The following is a 16,022-nucleotide window of genomic DNA, read 5'->3' on the forward strand; positions in this document are numbered from 1 at the left end:
GTCTCGGAGACACCAACAACGCCGCCGGGCTAGGCCTAGGGCTCGCCCTCTCCAAAGGCTTCATCGAATCGATGCACGGCACACTCACCCCGGAGGACACCCCCGGAGGCGGACTCACAATGGTCATCTCTCTAGCCATGACCGACAGTCCCACAGCGCGCAAGGAAACCAGCTCATGAAAATCCTCATCGCCGACGATGACTCCCAGGTGCTGAGGGCCCTCCGGATCACGCTCACCGCACGCGGATATAAGGTCATCACCGCCAGCAACGGGGCCCAAGCACTCTCCGCCGCGATCGACCACCACCCCGACCTCACGCTCCTGGACCTCGGAATGCCCGAGCTCGACGGCATAGACGTGATCCACGCGATCCGCGGCTGGTCACAAACTCCAATCCTCGTCATCTCCGGACGGACCGGCTCCGACGACAAGGTCGAGGCCCTCGACGCCGGCGCGGACGACTTCGTCACCAAGCCCTTCTCCATCGACGAACTGCTCGCCCGCATCCGAGCACTCACCCGCAGAGCTTCCCCCGACGAACACGAACCGAGCATCCATCTGGGCAACATCACCGTCGACCTCGCCGCGCGCAGCATCACCCGATCGACCGCCACAGGGTCACACCACATCAAGCTGACCCCGACCGAGTGGCAAGTCCTGGACCTCCTTGCCCGTAACCCGGGGAAGCTCGTTACCCGACAAACACTACTGAGCAGCATCTGGGGAACCGAACACATCGAGGACACCGGATACCTCCGTCTGTACATCTCCCAACTCCGCAAGAAGATCGAACCTGAACCCTCAGCCCCACAGTTCCTCCTCACCGAACCAGGCATGGGATACCGCCTAGAGCTTGCGGACGAATAGTCGGTACCGTGGCGCGGGGAGGTCGTCACTCGCGGCGTCGCGAGGGTACGTGCCAAACTGGGGTACCCCAACAGGACAGTTACTCATGGGTCTTTTACGGTTCCCAATAGGGCCCAAAAGTGAACTTCTGCGACACATCTGTCGCACTGGGTATACCCCAGAGTGACAAGCGAGTCGCGGTCCTAGCCCTGTGGAGTTTGACGCTTTGTGGCGGCGTTCTGTGATCGCACGGTGTCGCAGACAGGGCACAGTGTTGGCCTGCCCGAGGAACCATGCGGCCTTGCCGACACTCTGACACGAGGCCCAGTCGAGGTCCTCGACATCCGTGATCGTCAGACCTACCAGCGTGAGGGGCGGGAGCGTGAAGACATCGGCCGGTCGAGACCGGCCGATGTCTTCACGCGGCGGCGGGGCGCGCTGCCCGGGGTGGACCAAGACGATCCTCGTCCGCAACATCCTTACGGAGCGGTGACACAAGTAGACGTCAGTTGGCGTGCTCGTCCGGCGCGCTGTCCTCGGGCTGGACGGTCCATGCGGGAGGCTCGTCCTTACCGGTCGCTTCGTCTTGTTCTGCCTTGTCGCTGGTTCCCTGGGTGATGCCAGGTGCGTGGTGCACCGGGGCATAAATCGCGTAGAGGCGCAGCGGTTCGTCGCCAGTGTTGATCACGTCATGCCAGGTGCCGGCGGGGACCTGGACAGACCACCCATCCGAGACGTTTTGCTCGAAGTCGAGCCGGTCCTTGGCCGGGCCCATGACGGCCCTGCCCTGTCCGGCATCGAGGCGCAGGAACTGATCGGTGTCCTGGTGGACCTCCAGGCCGATGGACTCCCCGACCGGGATAGACATCAGCGTGACCTGCAAATACTTCCCGGTCCACGCCACGCTGCGGTAGTTCTCGTTCCGCCGGGTGGCCTCTTCGATGTCGAACGCGTTCGGGCGGGGCCCGATGTCGTTGATGGTCATTGTGTTCTCCTTTCGTGCTCGGACTTCGAGTCCAAGTCAGCATCATCTTTCGGGGGGAGTCAAGGGTGGGTGGGTTTCGGCGAACCTCGTGGAGGCGAGGAGAGCGAGTACGACGCCGGCCCCAGCGACGACGAGGACGCCGCTTAGTCCGGCTGCAGTGGCGCCCATGGTGGCGACCAGGGCACCGGCGAGCCCGGTGCCGATGGCGATGCCGGCCTGGTTGCCGAGCTCCATCTGCGATGAGGCGCGCCCGACCGTGCCAGCGGCATCACCCTGCTGGTGGAATGATGGGGTGTGGCCACCAACGCTGAGAGAATCCGTGCGCGCGACGCCAAGGTGATCGCTGCAGCGTGGCGTCTGATCGGGAGCGCGGGCGTTGCGTCGCTGACGGTGAAGGCTCTGGCTGATGAGGCTGGTGTGGCGCCGAGCTCGATGCTCTACACGATGCCCAGCCAGGCAGTGGTGCGCGAACGAGCGCTGGAAGCAATCACTCCCCGCATCCGGGATCGGGTCAGCGCCCTGCCCGATGATCTTGAGGTCGGGCCGGAGCGGGCGCGGGCCCTGCTCACCTTGCTGCTGCCGCTCAATGAGGAGCGCTGGCTCGAGTCGTCTGTACTGGTCGCTCTGAGTGCGTGTGCACTCACGGAGCCTGGCCTGCAGCCGGCCTGGCGTGAGGTCGACGGGACCATCCGGGACGTGTGTGCACAGGCTCTACGCGCACTCGGCATCAGGGGCGACGTGGTTGCGCTGGATCATCTGCACGCCTTCATGAACGGGCTGGTGGCCCAGTTGCTGAACCGGGGCGAGGAGCGCTCACCACAGTGGGCAATGGCAGCACTGGGTCACGAACTGGCGAGGTACAGCTCGCATACCTGACCGTGCGGTGGTGCGTGCTCGGTCATGACTCGCCGTGCCGACATGCACGGGTACTTCGGCGGGGTGTCGGGCGTCGGGGCGGGTGCGTAGTGTGGCGCGCCCACTCGGTGGGAGGAGGTGAGTCGGGAGATCGCAGAGGCGCTGGTGGTGGTGGCATTGGTGACGGCACTGCTCAATCTCGCTACGGCTGCGATACGGCTGTTGCAGGAGCGGGATCGGAGCCCTCGGGTGCGCGGCGGGCGACACCGGAAGTGACGGGAGGGGACGGCGGCAGGCCGTCCCCTCCCTTCATGCCACGGCGTACCGAGCTGCGCCCTGGGGTACGCCAGCGGTTACCGACTCTGACCGAGGTTCGGGCAGGTTGCCCAGGAGCCGGTGTTGGCGGCTTCGGCCTCGTCGGTGGCGTCCTGGTAGGCGTCGAGGCGGTCTGGGTCGGGGGCGGAGGCTGGTGCCCAGGCGTGGGCGTAGCCAGCGCTGATGAGTTCGCGCCCGATGTCGGCGCCGGTCTCGAGCTCCACGTAGCGCAGGAGCCTGCCGTAGCGGTCCTGATCGTCTGCCGTCGTGTCGGCTTGGAGGTGCACGCTAGTCCCCTCGGGAAGCAGTGCACGAAGTTGCTCCGTAGCCGCCTCTCCCCCGCATTGGCCTGGTTCGTCGTCGTGGGAGACCTCGGGGGTGTTGATGCCGAGCAGCCGGACGCGTTGAGTCTCGCCGGTCGGGGTGGTGACGTCGATGGTGTCGCCGTCGATGACGTAGTCGACGGTGGCCACCTCCTGGGTCGGCTGCGGCTGCGGCGGCGGGCTCGGGGTCTGGGCGAGGGGTGTGCAGGCTGCTGCGGTGAGCGCAAGGACGAGCAGGGCGAGCGCGCGAGAGACGGTGCTGCCCGTCGGAGCGGGATGGTCGGCAGTGTCCATGACGTGCGGCTCCTTCCCACCGAAGGGGTGGTGTCCTACAGGGTGCGGGTGCGACGTGCTGTGCTCTGGGTGGTGCGGGTGGCGGGGCGGAGGTCGTGGATGTCGAAGATCCAGTGCACCCAGGTCGCGGCGCGTCCGAGCGCTTTGGAGAGTGTCTGCATGGGGACTCCGTCGGTGACCAGTTCGTGGCAGGCTTCGGCGACGGCGCGGCCTTCGGGGCCGCGCATGTCATGGGCACCGGGGCGGCTGCGTGGTGCTTGGGGGCACGCCTCGTACAGGCCGATGATTTGTTCGACCTCGGCGGTCGTGGGTACGCGGCGCTGGGACAGGCGCGGGTACCGGGTGACGGAGGCCTGACCAGCCGTCTCGAGGGCGGTGCGGACGGCTTGGCGTGAGCAGCCGAGAGCTTCTGCGATCGTGTCGAGGGTCTGTCCCTCGCTCCGGCGCCGGCTGACCTCCTGGGGGTCGGCGACCGGTGGCCGGCCCCAGCGGCGGTAGGTGATGTCGTGGCGGGCGGTGGTGAGGCGTCGGACGTGCTCACCGGTGATGCCGCAGTCAGCACCGATTTGCTGCCAGGACTCCCCCGCCGTGTAGCGCGCGGCGGCGTCGGCGGCGATCTCGTCACGACGCTCCGGCGTGAGCCGTCGTGTCGCTCGCTTGCCGCTCTCGTAGGTATGCATAGCGCATCCTCTCGTATGGATCGGCCACGCTGAGCTGGCGGGCTCCTCGTCCTCGTCGCTGTCACTGTCGACCTCATAGGGGCGGTGCCGGCGCATCTACTTGGAGACGTCACCGGCGCGCTGGTGGGCGAGATTTTCGTTGACCGAAAGTTCGCCACTGATTGGGCTGGCTAGTCCAACATGTCCCCCCGGGGACGCATTGGTGCCAGAGGTCCGTCGGGCTGTTGCTTCTAGACTTCTAGGATCTCGGGTCCTCTTGGGGCTGTTTCGTCATCCTGATTGATGCTCGTGGTCGTCCTTGCTTTCGTGTTCATGTTGGTGCTTTTTGCGTGCTCTGGATGGGTCTGATGCGTCGCTGATGCTTGTAGGTCGAGCTGCTGTGTCGTGCTCGTTGAAGTGGGCGGATCGTGTCAACTTCTGTGCAAGCAGCTGGGACAGGCGGCCCAGTTGCTAAGCCCGGGACAGGTGCAGTCCTCGGCGGCTGTCACGGAGGGCTCTCATTCCAGGAGTCCCCCAGTCCCCCAGTCCCCCAATTGTGGGAATGGGGTTATGTGCGCTTGAGCTCTTGCGGGGCAATCTCGGTGCCGGGAGATACACGGCGAACCAGGGAGGGGCGATCCTCTTGGGGCTCCGGGAAGTGGAGCATGCGAGAGGGCCAGATCGTGTTGAGGTGCTGATGCCAGGCGAGCGCGTCGTTGCTCGGGGCCTCGCCGTGGATGAAGCGGTCCGGATAAAGCAGGCGCACTATGTCCCGAAGAAGTGTCGTGGCTAGCCCCGTGCGCTGGAGCGGAGAGGGAACGTGTACTTGCTTGATGATGATGGCCGGTTGTGGCTGAACGTCGCTGCCGTCGACTACTTCCGCCACGTAGTCCTTCAACGTCATCTCAACTGGCCAGCGGCCTGTGTTCAGCCCTTCCAGGGTTGCCCAGGGATGCAGTACGGCCCCTAGTGCCGTGACATACCGGAAGATGTGTACGTACCCACCTGGAGCGCGGTAGATGCTGAAGCGCTGACCCAGCGGCGCGACCTGAGGCTGGGAGGACAGATTCCACTCACGCCGATTTCTCATCTGGATGGTGAGGATCTCCCGGGCGTCGGGGATGACATGCCAGGGGAGTAGGCGGCCGCCGAGAGGGTGATGTTTCCCGTAGTCCCGAATCAAATACTTGCGCCTTCCACCATTCCCCCATTTGGCTTCACTCTTCGCGCAGTTCGGGATAGGCCTTCTTGATCGCGTTCAGGACGAGGTCTCGCTGGCTGATGCCATGCTCGGCTGCCGCGATCTTGAGTCGGCGATGGAAGTCCTTGTCGAGATCGATCGCGAGGCGCACCGTTTCGACAACGGGCTTCTCGGCGAAGCTACTTGCAAACCCCTTGCCGGAGCTGCGGGCGCTGCGGCCCATAGCGGCGCCGAGCTTGTCGGTGTTCTTAGACATCCTGTGCTCCCTGGATGATCGTCAGGATCTCGGCTGCCAGCTTGTCGTAGCCGTGCAGTTCGGTGGGGCGAGAGATGCCGGCAACTTGGCGGATAGCCTCACGCTTGGGGATGTAGGTCTCGAGAGCGTGCACGCTCTCCCCCGATGCTTCGCGCAGCGCTGCCCGAGCAAGACGGAACGTCGTCGATCCGATTTCGGCTCGCGCGAGAAACAGTGCCGCTGGTGTCTCCCCAACCGCTTCCAGCGCTGACCATGCACGAGTGAGCTCGAGACTGGACTGCAAGGTTGGGATGAGGACGAGGTCTGCCGCGGCAGTGGCGGCATCGAGGACCTCGGCGACACCGGGCGGGGTGTCGATGACGACGAACTGTGTGCGAGGCAGAGCTCGGCGGATCGTCGCGGCAGACCCGGGGACAACCTCAAAATGTAGCGCCTCTCCCCCGTCTTGCGCGTTGTAGGCCCATTCAGTGGCGGAGGCTTGAGGGTCAGCATCGACGACGGTGACATCGCCATGCTCAGCAAGGGCCGTCGCAAGGAAGAGCGAAGTGACTGTCTTGGACACCCCGCCCTTCGGGTTCAGGCACGTGATCACAGTGGTCATGCGCACCACCATAAGACCACTCCCCCAACTGTGCGCAACCCCATGCCCCCATACGGGGGTAACCCCATATGGGGTTCTGGTGTAATGGCCATCTAATCAGATGTTGGTGCAGGTCAACGACACGCAGTGGGATGCCGAAAAAGCGTCGCCCACGAGCATCTGGCGTGTAGCGTCGTCGTAAGGACAGAAAAAATGAGCGCCCAACCGGTGGCAGCCAGTTGGACGCTCGCTTCACCCCGAACACGAAACTTCGGGGAGAAAGCCTGGTTATGACCATACCGTCGTCTCCCGACAGTGGGGGAGCAGGCACGCCCAGCGTGTTTCCCACGGCACAGCAGCCGCCACCCTCGCGCCCCTGGGACGACCTCGAGCCGGGACCGCGACCGTCACAGTGGACCGACCCTTCCACCGGCCAGGCAATCCATAGCTACAGCCCAGACCTGTTCGCGGCGCCGAGCGCACCCGGAATCCGCACTTGCGGGTGGGACGCCGTGCAAGCACTGACCTTCCTTCAGCACCTCGGACGAGACGCCTTCCAAGCCAGCCGAGACCGAGACTTCTCAAGAGCCTGGAAGAAGAACATCGAGACCGGGGAGACCAAGCCCCGCATGTTCCCCGTCGGGACGCCAGCACTGGAGCGTTGCCAGTACGCCGTCCTGACCCACCCGCAGTACACGGCAGCGCTCGTTTTGGACATCGACCGCCCCAGCCACAAAGCCGGCGGACAGATCACCGACCTTCACACCAAGGTCCACACCACCTTGGACCGCCTAGCTATCGCTGGATACGGCCCAGCATGGCTGGGGATCAACCCCCTCAACGGCAAAGCTCAGGTGATCTGGCTGATCGATCCGGTCTATGCGGGGGAGGGGCGCACGAGCCCGAACACTCGTCTGCTGTCCATCGCCACGACCGAACTCAACCAGCTACTTGGTGGCGACCTCGCCTTCAGCCACCGCTTCTCCAGGTGGCCCCTCCATAAGTCGAGCGACCCCACCGCATATCGTTGGCACTGCCAGCACAACCAGATCGTTCGTCTGACAGACCTGGTGGCGGAGGTGCGAAGAATGACCAACACACAGACCCCCGAAAGAGGCGAAGGGGAGAAGCAGTACCCCAGCGGCCGCGACCGTATTGAAGCGGCACGCAAAGCCACGGCTGAAGCCCAGACGCTGCGGGCTCTTGCTGAGCAGCTGCCAGAGACCTCGCAGATTGCTCCAGCAGCAGCTGGCGTGATCGACGGTGTCCGGGTGATGTGGGTCAGTGCAGGAAGGGCTGCCCGCGACGAGACCGCCTTCCGACACGCCCTCGCGACAGCACACCGCCTCAAAAAGGCCGGCGACGCACTCAAGGACGCGAAGCTCATTGATGCTTACGAGCGGGGCTACAACGTCGCCCAAGCGGTCGGAGGCGACGACCGCGAACCAGATCTGCCCCCCATGCGTGACCGCCTCACCATGGCCCGCCGCGTCCGCGGTTACGTCACCGCAGGCGTCACCAACCCCACGACGCGCACAGGCGGCAACTCACGCATGTCGAGTGCAGGCCGCAAGGCTCTAGCGACCCTCGGACGTCGTGGTGGCCAGCGCGCCGCCGAGCGCTGGAAAGATCCCGAGAGCGAGTACGCGGAACAGCAGCGAACCAACCTGGCTACTGCGAACCAGAAGCGTCAGTGGCAGGGGACTGCGCTTCGCGCCCAAGTCCAGAGCACCATCCTGTCCACACGCGTCCAAACAGGGCGAGACCCCTCAACCAAAGAGCTAGCGGGGGAGTACGGAGTCAGCGAGCGACGCATCAGGCAGCTCCGCGATGAACTTGGCCTGGCTGCGAAACGGGGGCGCCCGCCGAAAAGGGAAACGCCGTAAGCGGTATACGGTTCCCCCGCGCGGTCCCCGCGCGAACTTCATCCTTGTGATTACTGCAGGGGTCCGCTGATCGGGCTGGTCGCGAGTAGCCACTACATTTGGTTCGAGTCCTGGCCCTTGTCCACTTGTACTTCAGGAGCACCCGAGAGCTCTTCACTCTCGTGGAGGAGTTCTAGCTGTCACTGTTCCCTAGCTCTTCCATGAAGCGGTTGTACTCGTTGAGCTCTGCCTGTCTGGTCTCGACGTCGTGATGCCAGTAGCGCTCTTTCAGTACCGGCAACATCTCCTGCAGAGCGGCGCGGAGGTAGAACCCACGTGAGCGTCCCGTATGGCGCGCGAGCGCATCAAGCTCGTGCACAAGCTCATCGTCCATGCGTGCAGAGACAACCTTGTAGCCGACGCGAGGGGCCCCGCTACGGTGATCGCGATGAGGGTCGAAGCTGTTCTGGTTTAGCGACATGTAGACAATGTTTACACATGGGCAGTGCCCATCAAAGAGTCGGCTCCTTGAGCGGCTGCCGGTTGGTCGTGCGACCCCTGGACGGGGTCGCCTGTGACGCGCTTCGCGCATCACGGCGGGTCTCGTGCCCGACTCCCGGCGTTCGCTTTGGGGAGTCGTCGGGCACGAGACCCGCCCCTGGTTTCTAGCGCGCTGTGTCCTCCTCTGTCGGTGCGCTAAAAACCGATGCAAGGTATGATTGCGCGTGACACAACGGGGCGCACCGTTCGTTCCTCACTGCCCCGTCGTGTCCCACACAATCGACCTTGCTCCTACGCGGAGAGCGAGCGACCGGAGGTCGCGGTCCTCGCCAGGGCTCGGACGAAAGGGGATCCATCGTGCCGACCGACTCTCATCCCGAGCGCGCCGAACTGGCGCGCGGCAACGCGTCGACGACAGGCGAGCAGTCGGCATCTGGCGAGCAGGAGCTGCCGGACTGGTTGCGTGATGCGATCGCGCAGTCGAACCGCGAGGCGCGGCGCGAGCAGGCGGATCCCTCGCTGCGCAAGAGTGCGGGCCGCCCCGCGAGAGGCGATGCGAAGCGGACGCATCGAGTGGGCATCTCGCTAAGCGCAGACGAGCTCGAGGCGTGGCAGCACTTGGCCCAGACCAGTGGCAGGGGCTCGGTCGCGCGGTGGGCACGAGAGCGCGTGACGAGCTCAATTTCGCTGCATGAGCTCGGACATAGCGATGTAGGCGGAGAGGTCGCCGGGCTGCGGGCGGACCTGGGGCGGGTGGGCAACAACCTCAACCAGATCGCGCGCGCACTGAACACTGCTGAACGCGGCGGGGCTGACGGGCCGGGCAACGCTGACGTGTTCGCGGCGGTCGATGCTGCGCGGGAGCAGCTGGCGGCGATTCGTGAGTGGACGAGGGGGCAGTCGTGATCGCGAAGATCACCCGAGGGCAGCGCGTGGGGGACATCGCCGCGTACCTGCATGGGCCGGGCAAGGCGAACGAGCACCAGTACCTGCGCGACGGGCGCCGGCACTCCGGAGGAATGGTGATCGCCTCGAACATCGGCGCCGAGGGCGCGACCGACCCTGCAGAGTGGGCCGCGGACCTACGGCACACGCAAAAGCAGCGCCCGGACATCACCAAGCCAATCTGGCAGGCATCACTGCGCGCCGCTCCAGGGGACCGGAGCATGGATGACCGTGAGTGGTCCGATATTGCCTCACGCTTCATGGACGAGATGGGGGTGGGGGAGCATCCATGGGTTGCCGTCCGTCACGGCGAGGACCACATCCACGTGGTCGTCACCCGCGTCAACGACACCGGCGAGGTCTGGCACGGACGCAATGACCGCCGACAAGCACAGGTCGCTTGTACCCGGATCGAGAAAGAGCATGAGTTAGAGCAGGCCCCTCGACGTCGTGTGCAGTCGAAGAAGACCATCACCGAGCAGCGTGCGGAACATCGTGAGGCTGCGGCAGTGTCACCCGAGCAGCGCCGGCTGCGGCGCAGCGTCCGTCAGTTCACCCAGAACCAATGGGATGCACTGGAACCGGAGCTACAAGGCGTCATGCGCACGACCCGCCCCGAACGAGTACCTGGCGCACACGTACGGCCTCGAGTAGCTGTACAACAGCCGGACACCGTGAATCAGCGCGGCCGGCGAGATGGAGCAAGGACGTACCGGCAGCAGGTGAAGCCGGCCCGTGAAGGCTCAGACCGGGAACGCGGGCGTTGAGCTGCCGCGAATGCTCCGCATCCTTGCCCTCGATGAGCTAGGCACCTCCCTCTCCTGCAGCCAGCCCGGGAGGGTCGAGCTGGCGTGAATGGTGTGCGGCCACGCTGACCGTCCAACTGCGATGGCTACGAAAGCGCTGAACGGGACGCCGGGCTGTACGTCGACGTCCCGGAGCACTGGCAGGATGGCCTGTGTGTTGATCGCCTACGTCGATGAGTCCTACGACCACGACACCTACTTCATCGGTGCCGCCGTGGCCGACGAGGCAACCTGGGAGCTCGTTGCCGAAGGCTTCGAAGCGGTGCGTCAGCGCACGACTCCACGGCACTCGGTGCCCGCCGACGCCGAGTTCCACGGCCACGAACTCATGGGTGGGCGCGGCGACTGGCGTGCCCTGCGAGGGCGGCACCGTGAGGCGGCTGGCATCTATGCAGCTGCCCTCCAAGCAAGTCTCGACGCGGGCGTTCGTTACCTCTTCCGCGGCGTCGACGTTCGCCGCCTGAACGCTCGCTACGCCTACCCGCGCTCTCCGCATTCGGTCGTCCTGAGCCACCTCCTGGAGCGCCTGAACGACTACAGCAAGACTCACGGCGGCGGTCAGCAGACCATCGTGGTTGCCGACCAAATCGCGACCCAGGAACAGCACCAAGCACAGTTTGAGGACTACCAGAGGATCGGAACCGACGGCTACCGATCCAGCACCCTGGCGAACATCTCATCACCCATCAATTTCGCCGACTCGCGCCTGTCACCAGGGCTGCAAGCCGTCGACATGGCCACGTACATCCACCGCCGCGCCTCGACTGTCATCAACCAGCACCCCAGGGCGCAGGCAACGACGGACCGGCTCACCAAGCTGATCTACCCGGCTACGGTCCACCGGTGGGTCTGGCGGCCATAAAACTAGGGCCCCACCGAAGCGGGGCCCTAGGCTGGCAACGTTCCGGTAACCGGCCCGTTGTCTGACCAGTCTACGCCCCTCCCTCGAGCCGCGCTATGCGCCGCAGCACAGCGCATCCGCTTCGCAGCTGACCGCGCCCTCCGCCCTCGGCATTGCTCGACCTGTAGTTGCAATGTGCATAACTTCTATTATGCGCACTCGCTGGGTGAGGTGATGACAATGTCGAGACGCTCACGGGATCGGGAGGTCGGCGGCTACCTGGAGATCCCTCGTTTCGCAAGCGAGGGTCCGCTTGTACATCGCTCGGCCAGTGACCACAACGTCATTCCCAGCAAGAACTCAGGCGTCGTTAGGCACACCGAGGGCGCGGCGCGAAGATTGGTGCCCGCGCCGTGAACGCGCAGAGGCACATCCGGCCGTAGCCTCGTTACATGGGACTTTCATACGACGAGGTTCGAAACCTACCTCTCCCCGACCTCAGCCTGAATCTGCTCCGGTCATTGGGCGCTGACCCAAACTTCAACAGTCTGATCCAGGGATTCAAGCAGCGTGGCGGCTACAACCAGCCCCCACCTGACCTTGAGGACATGCTGGCCCGGCTGTCGGATGCATGGGCATGGCTCGAGTCACATGCCCTGATCGGCCACTCTTCCAAGAACCCCCAAGGCAGCAACTGGAGCCGAGTCACGAACGCGGGAAAGACTCTATTGGAGGATCCCAACGCAATCTCGAAAGTCTGGGCGGAGGACCGCCTCACGGGCGAGCTCCACCCGGCGCTGTCATCGGCACGAACCAACTTTGCACTCGGTGATTATGAGACGGCTTCTTTCGCCGCAATGAAAGCCGTCGAGGTGGAGGTTCGTCGCGTCGCCGGCCTGGCGAACGAACTCCTCGGCGTGGCCCTAATGAGGAAGGCCTTCAGTCCGAAAGATGGCGTGCTCCGCGATCCGGGTGCAGAGGGTGGAGAACAGCAGGCCATCGCCGACCTGTTCGCAGGCACAATCGGCGCCTACAAGAACCCGGCCAGCCATCGCACCGTTCGGTTCGACGACGCGGTGGAGGCTGCCGAAGTGATCCAGCTCGCCGATCTGCTCCTTCGCATCGTGCAACGGGCCGACGCTCGGCTGCATCCGTGACGCATCTACAAGTTCGCGCTGATCGGCACGTCGATGCGGTCTCGCGCAACCACGATGCCGTCCTTCACGACGTAGCACTCGACGAGGTGGTCGCCGCGGAACTCGGTGCGCTCGTGCCTGCCCGTCGCGCGGTTCGACCGGACGATCTGTCCGCGGATCTTGTTGCGACGTTCGGCTTCGTCGCCCTGATTGAGCACCTTCCAGCGGACGTCGTACGGACCGGGGACGTTGCATTCGGTGACGGCGAAGTCCAGTTCCTTGTTGGGGAGGAGCAGACTCTTGACCTGGAGGACCTCTCTCAAAGACGCCGGACGCCATCCATTTTGGGTGACGGCGCAGTCGATCGCGAGGGTGTACTGGATGTCGACGGGGTACTCCTGCTCGATGAACTCCTCCGTGTTATCGAAGGAACGAGCGGACTCGGTGGCGTTGAGCGGCACCGCGGTTCCGAACACCTCGCGCCACTTCTGATTCGCTGAGGCCTTGCTTTCGTTGGCGATCGCCTCGAGGCAGCGGTTGTGCGCCTTCTTCGCCTTGGGCTGGAACCGCGCTTTCACCTTGACGCGCTGGTTGCTGCCCAAGGCCAAGTAGTAGTCCTTATCCGGCTCGTCCTTGAGGAAGCCGAAGAAGTCACGAACCATCAGGTCGAATGATCCAGTCCCGGCGGAGTCGTAGTCGTTCGTCTGGGCGAAGAACCGGTGAACCAGGGTGTCAATGAGCAGGCCACCCACATTCACGCCGTTGGCGTTCTTCCACGCTCGAGCCATCCTCGCGAGGTGGCGCATGTTCGTCGAGGTGCGGTCGTTGCACTCCTTGGTCGCCTCGATCTCGGCGCGAGGCTTCGTGACCTTCCAGCTCTCCGAGACCGTGTCAGGGTAATCGAAGCTGCCGTCGGAGTTCTGGAACGCTGGCTGCACTTCGAACTTGAAGGCGTTGCTCTTGAACTGCACGCGCACGACGCACTGGTCTACGCGGATGTCGGTGTTCGAGTAGCGAGCCTTTAGGTCGTCTCGGACGCGCTCGAGCATTCTCCGCGGACCAGTGTCGCCGTTGTAGTTGGCCCGGATCCCGGGCGGGAGGATGAAGATCATGTCGAGATCGGACACGCCCTCGATGGCGGTGTGTCGCCCGTAGGAGCCAACCATGAGCTTGTGGTCGGTGCTGCCCTCCTTGGACCGGAAGTCCTTGTTCAGCGCCTTGGTGATCTCATCCCTGCGTGACGCGACCGTGTCCGCCGTGTCGCCGACCTTGAGATTCGTGAGCAGCGCGTCGAAAATCTCGGACGTCTTCACGACCGTGCCTCGCCTTCGTGGAGCCGAAGCGCTTCGGGGAGGAACAGATCTATCTCTGGAGGAGTGAAAGTCATCTCCTCGTTGTGCTTGAGCCCTTCCTGCGCCCGCGTGAACGCCTTCGGGCTCGTCCTCGGCGCGTCGGCGTAGGCGGCGCGGGTGACGTCCTGCAGCTCGTCGCGACGAGCTCTCGCCTGCTCGTCGGAGACGTCGCTGGACATCAGGTCGGAGATCAGGGAGATGTAGGACTCGCGAACATCCCAGAGCCGGGACGCAATGCCGCGATGGGCGTCGGATTCGTCCGCGAACCTGAAGGTCTTTGCACCGAGGCTGACCCAGGTCACCAGGAGCGCGATGGACGATGTCGCGAGGCTGGTCAGCACCGGCTCACCCAACAGGCCGACCACCGCGACAATGAAGGTACCGGAGCTGATGGCCGTGAGGGCGACGAGGACGCCCTGCTGCCACCGGTGCTTGTTGAAGCAGATGTCCGCCTGCTTTTCATGGGTCTTGTGGCTGTAGACCACGCGCCCGAAGGACTCTCGTACCTGCGCCAGCAGGTACGGGTCACGTCTGACCATGCCTGTGCGGCCAGGTACGCCAGTCGCCTCGTTCGTCATGTCTCTCCGATCATCGTCGCCCCAGGACGATGCATCCTGGAGGGGACTCTCCGGCCCCACGCTATTCATAAGAGCGACGCCTGACGTTTATCACTGCACATGTTGCGAGTATGGACGGCGGCACCGACAGGCAAGTCTCCTGGCGAAGCTATGCGGATCCGCGATGCTCGTCGGCCACCGGGCCGAGCCTGTACGACAGGGTGGCATCCACAGCAGCTCGCGACTGGTCAGGGCGCAAGCACCTCGGGCGGGCTGTTCAAACACCCCGAGGTTCTTGTCTGCCCACCACGCCCCCTCCCCACGGTTCTCGAGGAAGGACCAGGACGGCTTGTTGGGGTACATCGCCGCGACCGTGTCGTCGGCGCCGGGCAGTGCCACCAGCACCTCTCGAGCCTTCCCCACCCGCCGAGGTCCCCAATGCCCCTCAGGAATCTGCCAGGTCGGCGTAGCGCTTGAACAGCACCTCTTGACGTTCTTCCTCGGTTTGTAGGGCCTTCCTCGCGCCGAAGGCCTTATCGACGACCCGATCCAACGCGTCGTGCGCCTTGATGAGACGGGGGTCCATGGCGAGCTTGTTGTAGTGCTGCGCAAGTGCACGTTCAGGACGGAGCGCCCTGGCATCGAGTACCCCTTGACCGGCGGCGATGATGGCGTCGCGCGCGCTGTCGCTGAGCTCGGGCAGCGGAAAGGTGTTCCACACGATCGTTGCCGAGAATCGGAGGTCGGACTTGATGCGGCCTCCGACAGCTTTCTGCCAGGCGAGGAACATGGAGCTGCCGATCAGGGCGAAAAGGTAGCCGGTGGCGTCCTCCGCAGTGAAGTTCGCGTCCCCGGCGATGACCTCCGGACTGAAGTACGCAACGGTCGCGAAGCGGCGCGTTTCGGAGAAGTGTCGAGGGATGCAGATGTACGGCACGGCTGGCTGACGGCGTTCGGTGAACAGGTGCGCCGTGGCGGCGCTTGCTTGGGTGGAGAGCTTCTTGGAGCCGGCCCTGAACGCGCGGCACGCTTCGACTCGCTCACGTAGGAAGCGTGATCGAGCCAGATCATTCGGGTCGAGCTCCTCCATCCACAAGCACCATCGGCCAGTATCGTGGATGAGCTCACGGGCACCAACAAACCGACGAACGTACTTGCGGGCGACGGGGTCCGAAGTCGCGGCAATGTACCCATCGCTGTCGAGAAGAAGGTTCCCGTCGTCCGTTGGTTGCGACCCCTTGACCACAGGCGGCAACGCAGCAGCGATCGGCTTAGAGCGCTTCTGAATGTAGAAGGTGGGAGCGTCAAGGAGGTAAGGGCTGATGCTGCGGGCAGGCTTGCGCGTTGGAGCGGACGTCACCGTCTCGTAGTCGTAGAGCGCAGCGGGTTGCCTCTCGTGCTTGTCGAAGCCGACGATGACGCAGTGCACGTGCGCCATGTCGGGGGCCTCGGAGCTCCAGGCGAACGTGCGGTGCGCGAACCGGATGCGCCACCCCTCCTCGAGGATGGGACGGAACAGCGCCGGGACGGGCTGCCCCTGGGTGATTGAGTTCGTCGAGACGAATGCGAATCGTCCACCGGCGGCAGGCTTGAAGTAGTCGATAGCCTTCTTGTACCACCCGGTCACATAGTCCAAATACCCGTCGTATTGCCGGCCCCAAACAGCCTTAAGGTCCTCGGTCTGGTCGGCCTGCTTGGTGTACT

16 protein-coding genes are annotated in these 16,022 nt (G+C 64.4%); 7 read left to right on the plus strand and 9 right to left on the minus strand.

The genetic code is table 11. The features are described 5' to 3' along the window. The first annotated feature begins 175 nt into the window (after positions 1–175). On the plus strand, positions 176–868 hold the full coding sequence (locus ACT3T5_RS19050; RefSeq protein ID WP_441887441.1) for a response regulator transcription factor: 693 nt from the start codon (positions 176–178) through the stop codon (positions 866–868). A 484-nt stretch (positions 869–1,352) separates the two neighbouring features. Here the strand turns inward: ACT3T5_RS19050 and ACT3T5_RS19055 are convergent, their stop codons facing one another. Then, positions 1,353–1,832: a cupin domain-containing protein gene (locus tag ACT3T5_RS19055; RefSeq protein ID WP_444595264.1), complete on the minus strand. Its 480-nt coding sequence runs from the start codon at positions 1,830–1,832 to the stop codon at positions 1,353–1,355. Between the two features lie 294 nt (positions 1,833–2,126). Here ACT3T5_RS19055 and ACT3T5_RS19060 point away from each other — a divergent pair, with 294 nt between their 5' ends. Further along, positions 2,127–2,708 carry a TetR/AcrR family transcriptional regulator gene (locus tag ACT3T5_RS19060; RefSeq protein ID WP_444595265.1) on the plus strand — a complete coding sequence of 194 codons (582 nt, stop codon included), beginning with the start codon at positions 2,127–2,129 and terminating at the stop codon, positions 2,706–2,708. A gap of 332 nt (positions 2,709–3,040) precedes the next feature. Here the strand turns inward: ACT3T5_RS19060 and ACT3T5_RS19065 are convergent, their stop codons facing one another. The 4 genes from ACT3T5_RS19065 to ACT3T5_RS19080 all read right to left on the minus strand — a co-directional run bounded on the left by ACT3T5_RS19065 (position 3,041) and on the right by ACT3T5_RS19080 (position 6,336). Further along, on the minus strand, positions 3,041–3,619 hold the full coding sequence (locus ACT3T5_RS19065) for a thermonuclease family protein (RefSeq protein WP_443345295.1): 579 nt from the start codon (positions 3,617–3,619) through the stop codon (positions 3,041–3,043). Positions 3,620–3,654: 35 nt separating this feature from the next. Further along, positions 3,655–4,299: a hypothetical protein gene (locus ACT3T5_RS19070; protein WP_443345298.1), complete on the minus strand. Its 645-nt coding sequence runs from the start codon at positions 4,297–4,299 to the stop codon at positions 3,655–3,657. A gap of 1,196 nt (positions 4,300–5,495) precedes the next feature. Beyond that, positions 5,496–5,735, minus strand: a complete 240-nt coding sequence (locus ACT3T5_RS19075; RefSeq protein WP_444592566.1) for a hypothetical protein — start codon at positions 5,733–5,735, stop codon at positions 5,496–5,498. After that, positions 5,728–6,336: an AAA family ATPase gene (locus ACT3T5_RS19080; protein ID WP_444595266.1), complete on the minus strand. Its 609-nt coding sequence runs from the start codon at positions 6,334–6,336 to the stop codon at positions 5,728–5,730. Before ACT3T5_RS19080 ends, ACT3T5_RS19075 begins: the two co-directional genes overlap by 8 nt. A 491-nt stretch (positions 6,337–6,827) precedes the next feature. Between ACT3T5_RS19080 and ACT3T5_RS19085 the strand changes: the two genes are divergently transcribed. Continuing rightward, positions 6,828–8,201 carry a replication initiation protein gene (locus tag ACT3T5_RS19085; RefSeq protein ID WP_444595267.1) on the plus strand — a complete coding sequence of 458 codons (1,374 nt, stop codon included), beginning with the start codon at positions 6,828–6,830 and terminating at the stop codon, positions 8,199–8,201. A gap of 172 nt (positions 8,202–8,373) precedes the next feature. Here ACT3T5_RS19085 and ACT3T5_RS19090 read toward each other — a convergent pair whose 3' ends face one another. Then, entirely contained in the window at positions 8,374–8,574 is a 201-nt protein-coding gene (locus tag ACT3T5_RS19090; RefSeq protein ID WP_443404645.1) for a ribbon-helix-helix protein, CopG family, read from the minus strand. Positions 8,575–9,038: 464 nt separating this feature from the next. Between ACT3T5_RS19090 and mobC the strand changes: the two genes are divergently transcribed. The 4 genes from mobC (at position 9,039) to ACT3T5_RS19110 (ending at position 12,430) form a co-directional block, all read left to right on the plus strand. Beyond that, entirely contained in the window at positions 9,039–9,587 is a 549-nt protein-coding gene (gene mobC, locus ACT3T5_RS19095; RefSeq protein ID WP_443416249.1) for a plasmid mobilization relaxosome protein MobC, read from the plus strand. After that, the gene (locus ACT3T5_RS19100; RefSeq protein ID WP_443416248.1) at positions 9,584–10,393 is read left to right on the plus strand and encodes a relaxase/mobilization nuclease domain-containing protein; all 810 of its coding nucleotides are present in this window, start codon (positions 9,584–9,586) and stop codon (positions 10,391–10,393) included. The genes mobC and ACT3T5_RS19100 overlap by 4 nt, the downstream gene beginning before the upstream one ends. Before the next feature lie 193 nt (positions 10,394–10,586). Then, the gene (locus ACT3T5_RS19105; protein WP_443365935.1) at positions 10,587–11,294 is read left to right on the plus strand and encodes a DUF3800 domain-containing protein; all 708 of its coding nucleotides are present in this window, start codon (positions 10,587–10,589) and stop codon (positions 11,292–11,294) included. A gap of 431 nt (positions 11,295–11,725) precedes the next feature. Next, complete coding sequence (locus tag ACT3T5_RS19110) at positions 11,726–12,430, plus strand: TIGR02391 family protein (protein WP_444595268.1); 705 nt, start codon at positions 11,726–11,728, stop codon at positions 12,428–12,430. A 5-nt stretch (positions 12,431–12,435) separates the two neighbouring features. Here the strand turns inward: ACT3T5_RS19110 and ACT3T5_RS19115 are convergent, their stop codons facing one another. The 3 genes from ACT3T5_RS19115 to ACT3T5_RS19125 all read right to left on the minus strand — a co-directional run. Continuing rightward, on the minus strand, positions 12,436–13,722 hold the full coding sequence (locus ACT3T5_RS19115; RefSeq protein ID WP_444595269.1) for a nucleotide-binding domain-containing protein: 1,287 nt from the start codon (positions 13,720–13,722) through the stop codon (positions 12,436–12,438). After that, positions 13,719–14,339 carry an SLATT domain-containing protein gene (locus ACT3T5_RS19120; protein WP_444595270.1) on the minus strand — a complete coding sequence of 207 codons (621 nt, stop codon included), beginning with the start codon at positions 14,337–14,339 and terminating at the stop codon, positions 13,719–13,721. Before ACT3T5_RS19120 ends, ACT3T5_RS19115 begins: the two co-directional genes overlap by 4 nt. Positions 14,340–14,763: 424 nt before the next feature. Then, positions 14,764–16,022, minus strand: a 1,259-nt coding sequence (locus ACT3T5_RS19125) for a type IIL restriction-modification enzyme MmeI (protein WP_444595271.1), incomplete at its 5' end; no start/stop codon positions are given.

The sequence above is a fragment of the Brachybacterium sp. AOP3-A1-3 genome (assembly GCF_052378285.1).
In the GTDB taxonomy this organism is placed as follows: domain Bacteria; phylum Actinomycetota; class Actinomycetes; order Actinomycetales; family Dermabacteraceae; genus Brachybacterium.

Bases quoted from the DNA above. Each gene is read 5' to 3' on its own strand.
- ACT3T5_RS19070 (WP_443345298.1), bottom strand. From the start codon at position 4,299: ATGCATACCTACGAGAGCGGCAAGCGAGCGACACGACGGCTCACGCCG.
- ACT3T5_RS19090 (WP_443404645.1), bottom strand. From the start codon at position 8,574: ATGGACGATGAGCTTGTGCACGAGCTTGATGCGCTCGCGCGCCATACG.
- ACT3T5_RS19080 (WP_444595266.1), bottom strand. From the start codon at position 6,336: ATGACCACTGTGATCACGTGCCTGAACCCGAAGGGCGGGGTGTCCAAG.
- ACT3T5_RS19120 (WP_444595270.1), bottom strand. From the start codon at position 14,339: ATGACGAACGAGGCGACTGGCGTACCTGGCCGCACAGGCATGGTCAGA.
- ACT3T5_RS19065 (WP_443345295.1), bottom strand. From the start codon at position 3,619: ATGGACACTGCCGACCATCCCGCTCCGACGGGCAGCACCGTCTCTCGC.
- ACT3T5_RS19050 (WP_441887441.1), top strand. From the start codon at position 176: ATGAAAATCCTCATCGCCGACGATGACTCCCAGGTGCTGAGGGCCCTC.
- ACT3T5_RS19075 (WP_444592566.1), bottom strand. From the start codon at position 5,735: ATGTCTAAGAACACCGACAAGCTCGGCGCCGCTATGGGCCGCAGCGCC.
- ACT3T5_RS19055 (WP_444595264.1), bottom strand. From the start codon at position 1,832: ATGACCATCAACGACATCGGGCCCCGCCCGAACGCGTTCGACATCGAA.
- ACT3T5_RS19110 (WP_444595268.1), top strand. From the start codon at position 11,726: ATGGGACTTTCATACGACGAGGTTCGAAACCTACCTCTCCCCGACCTC.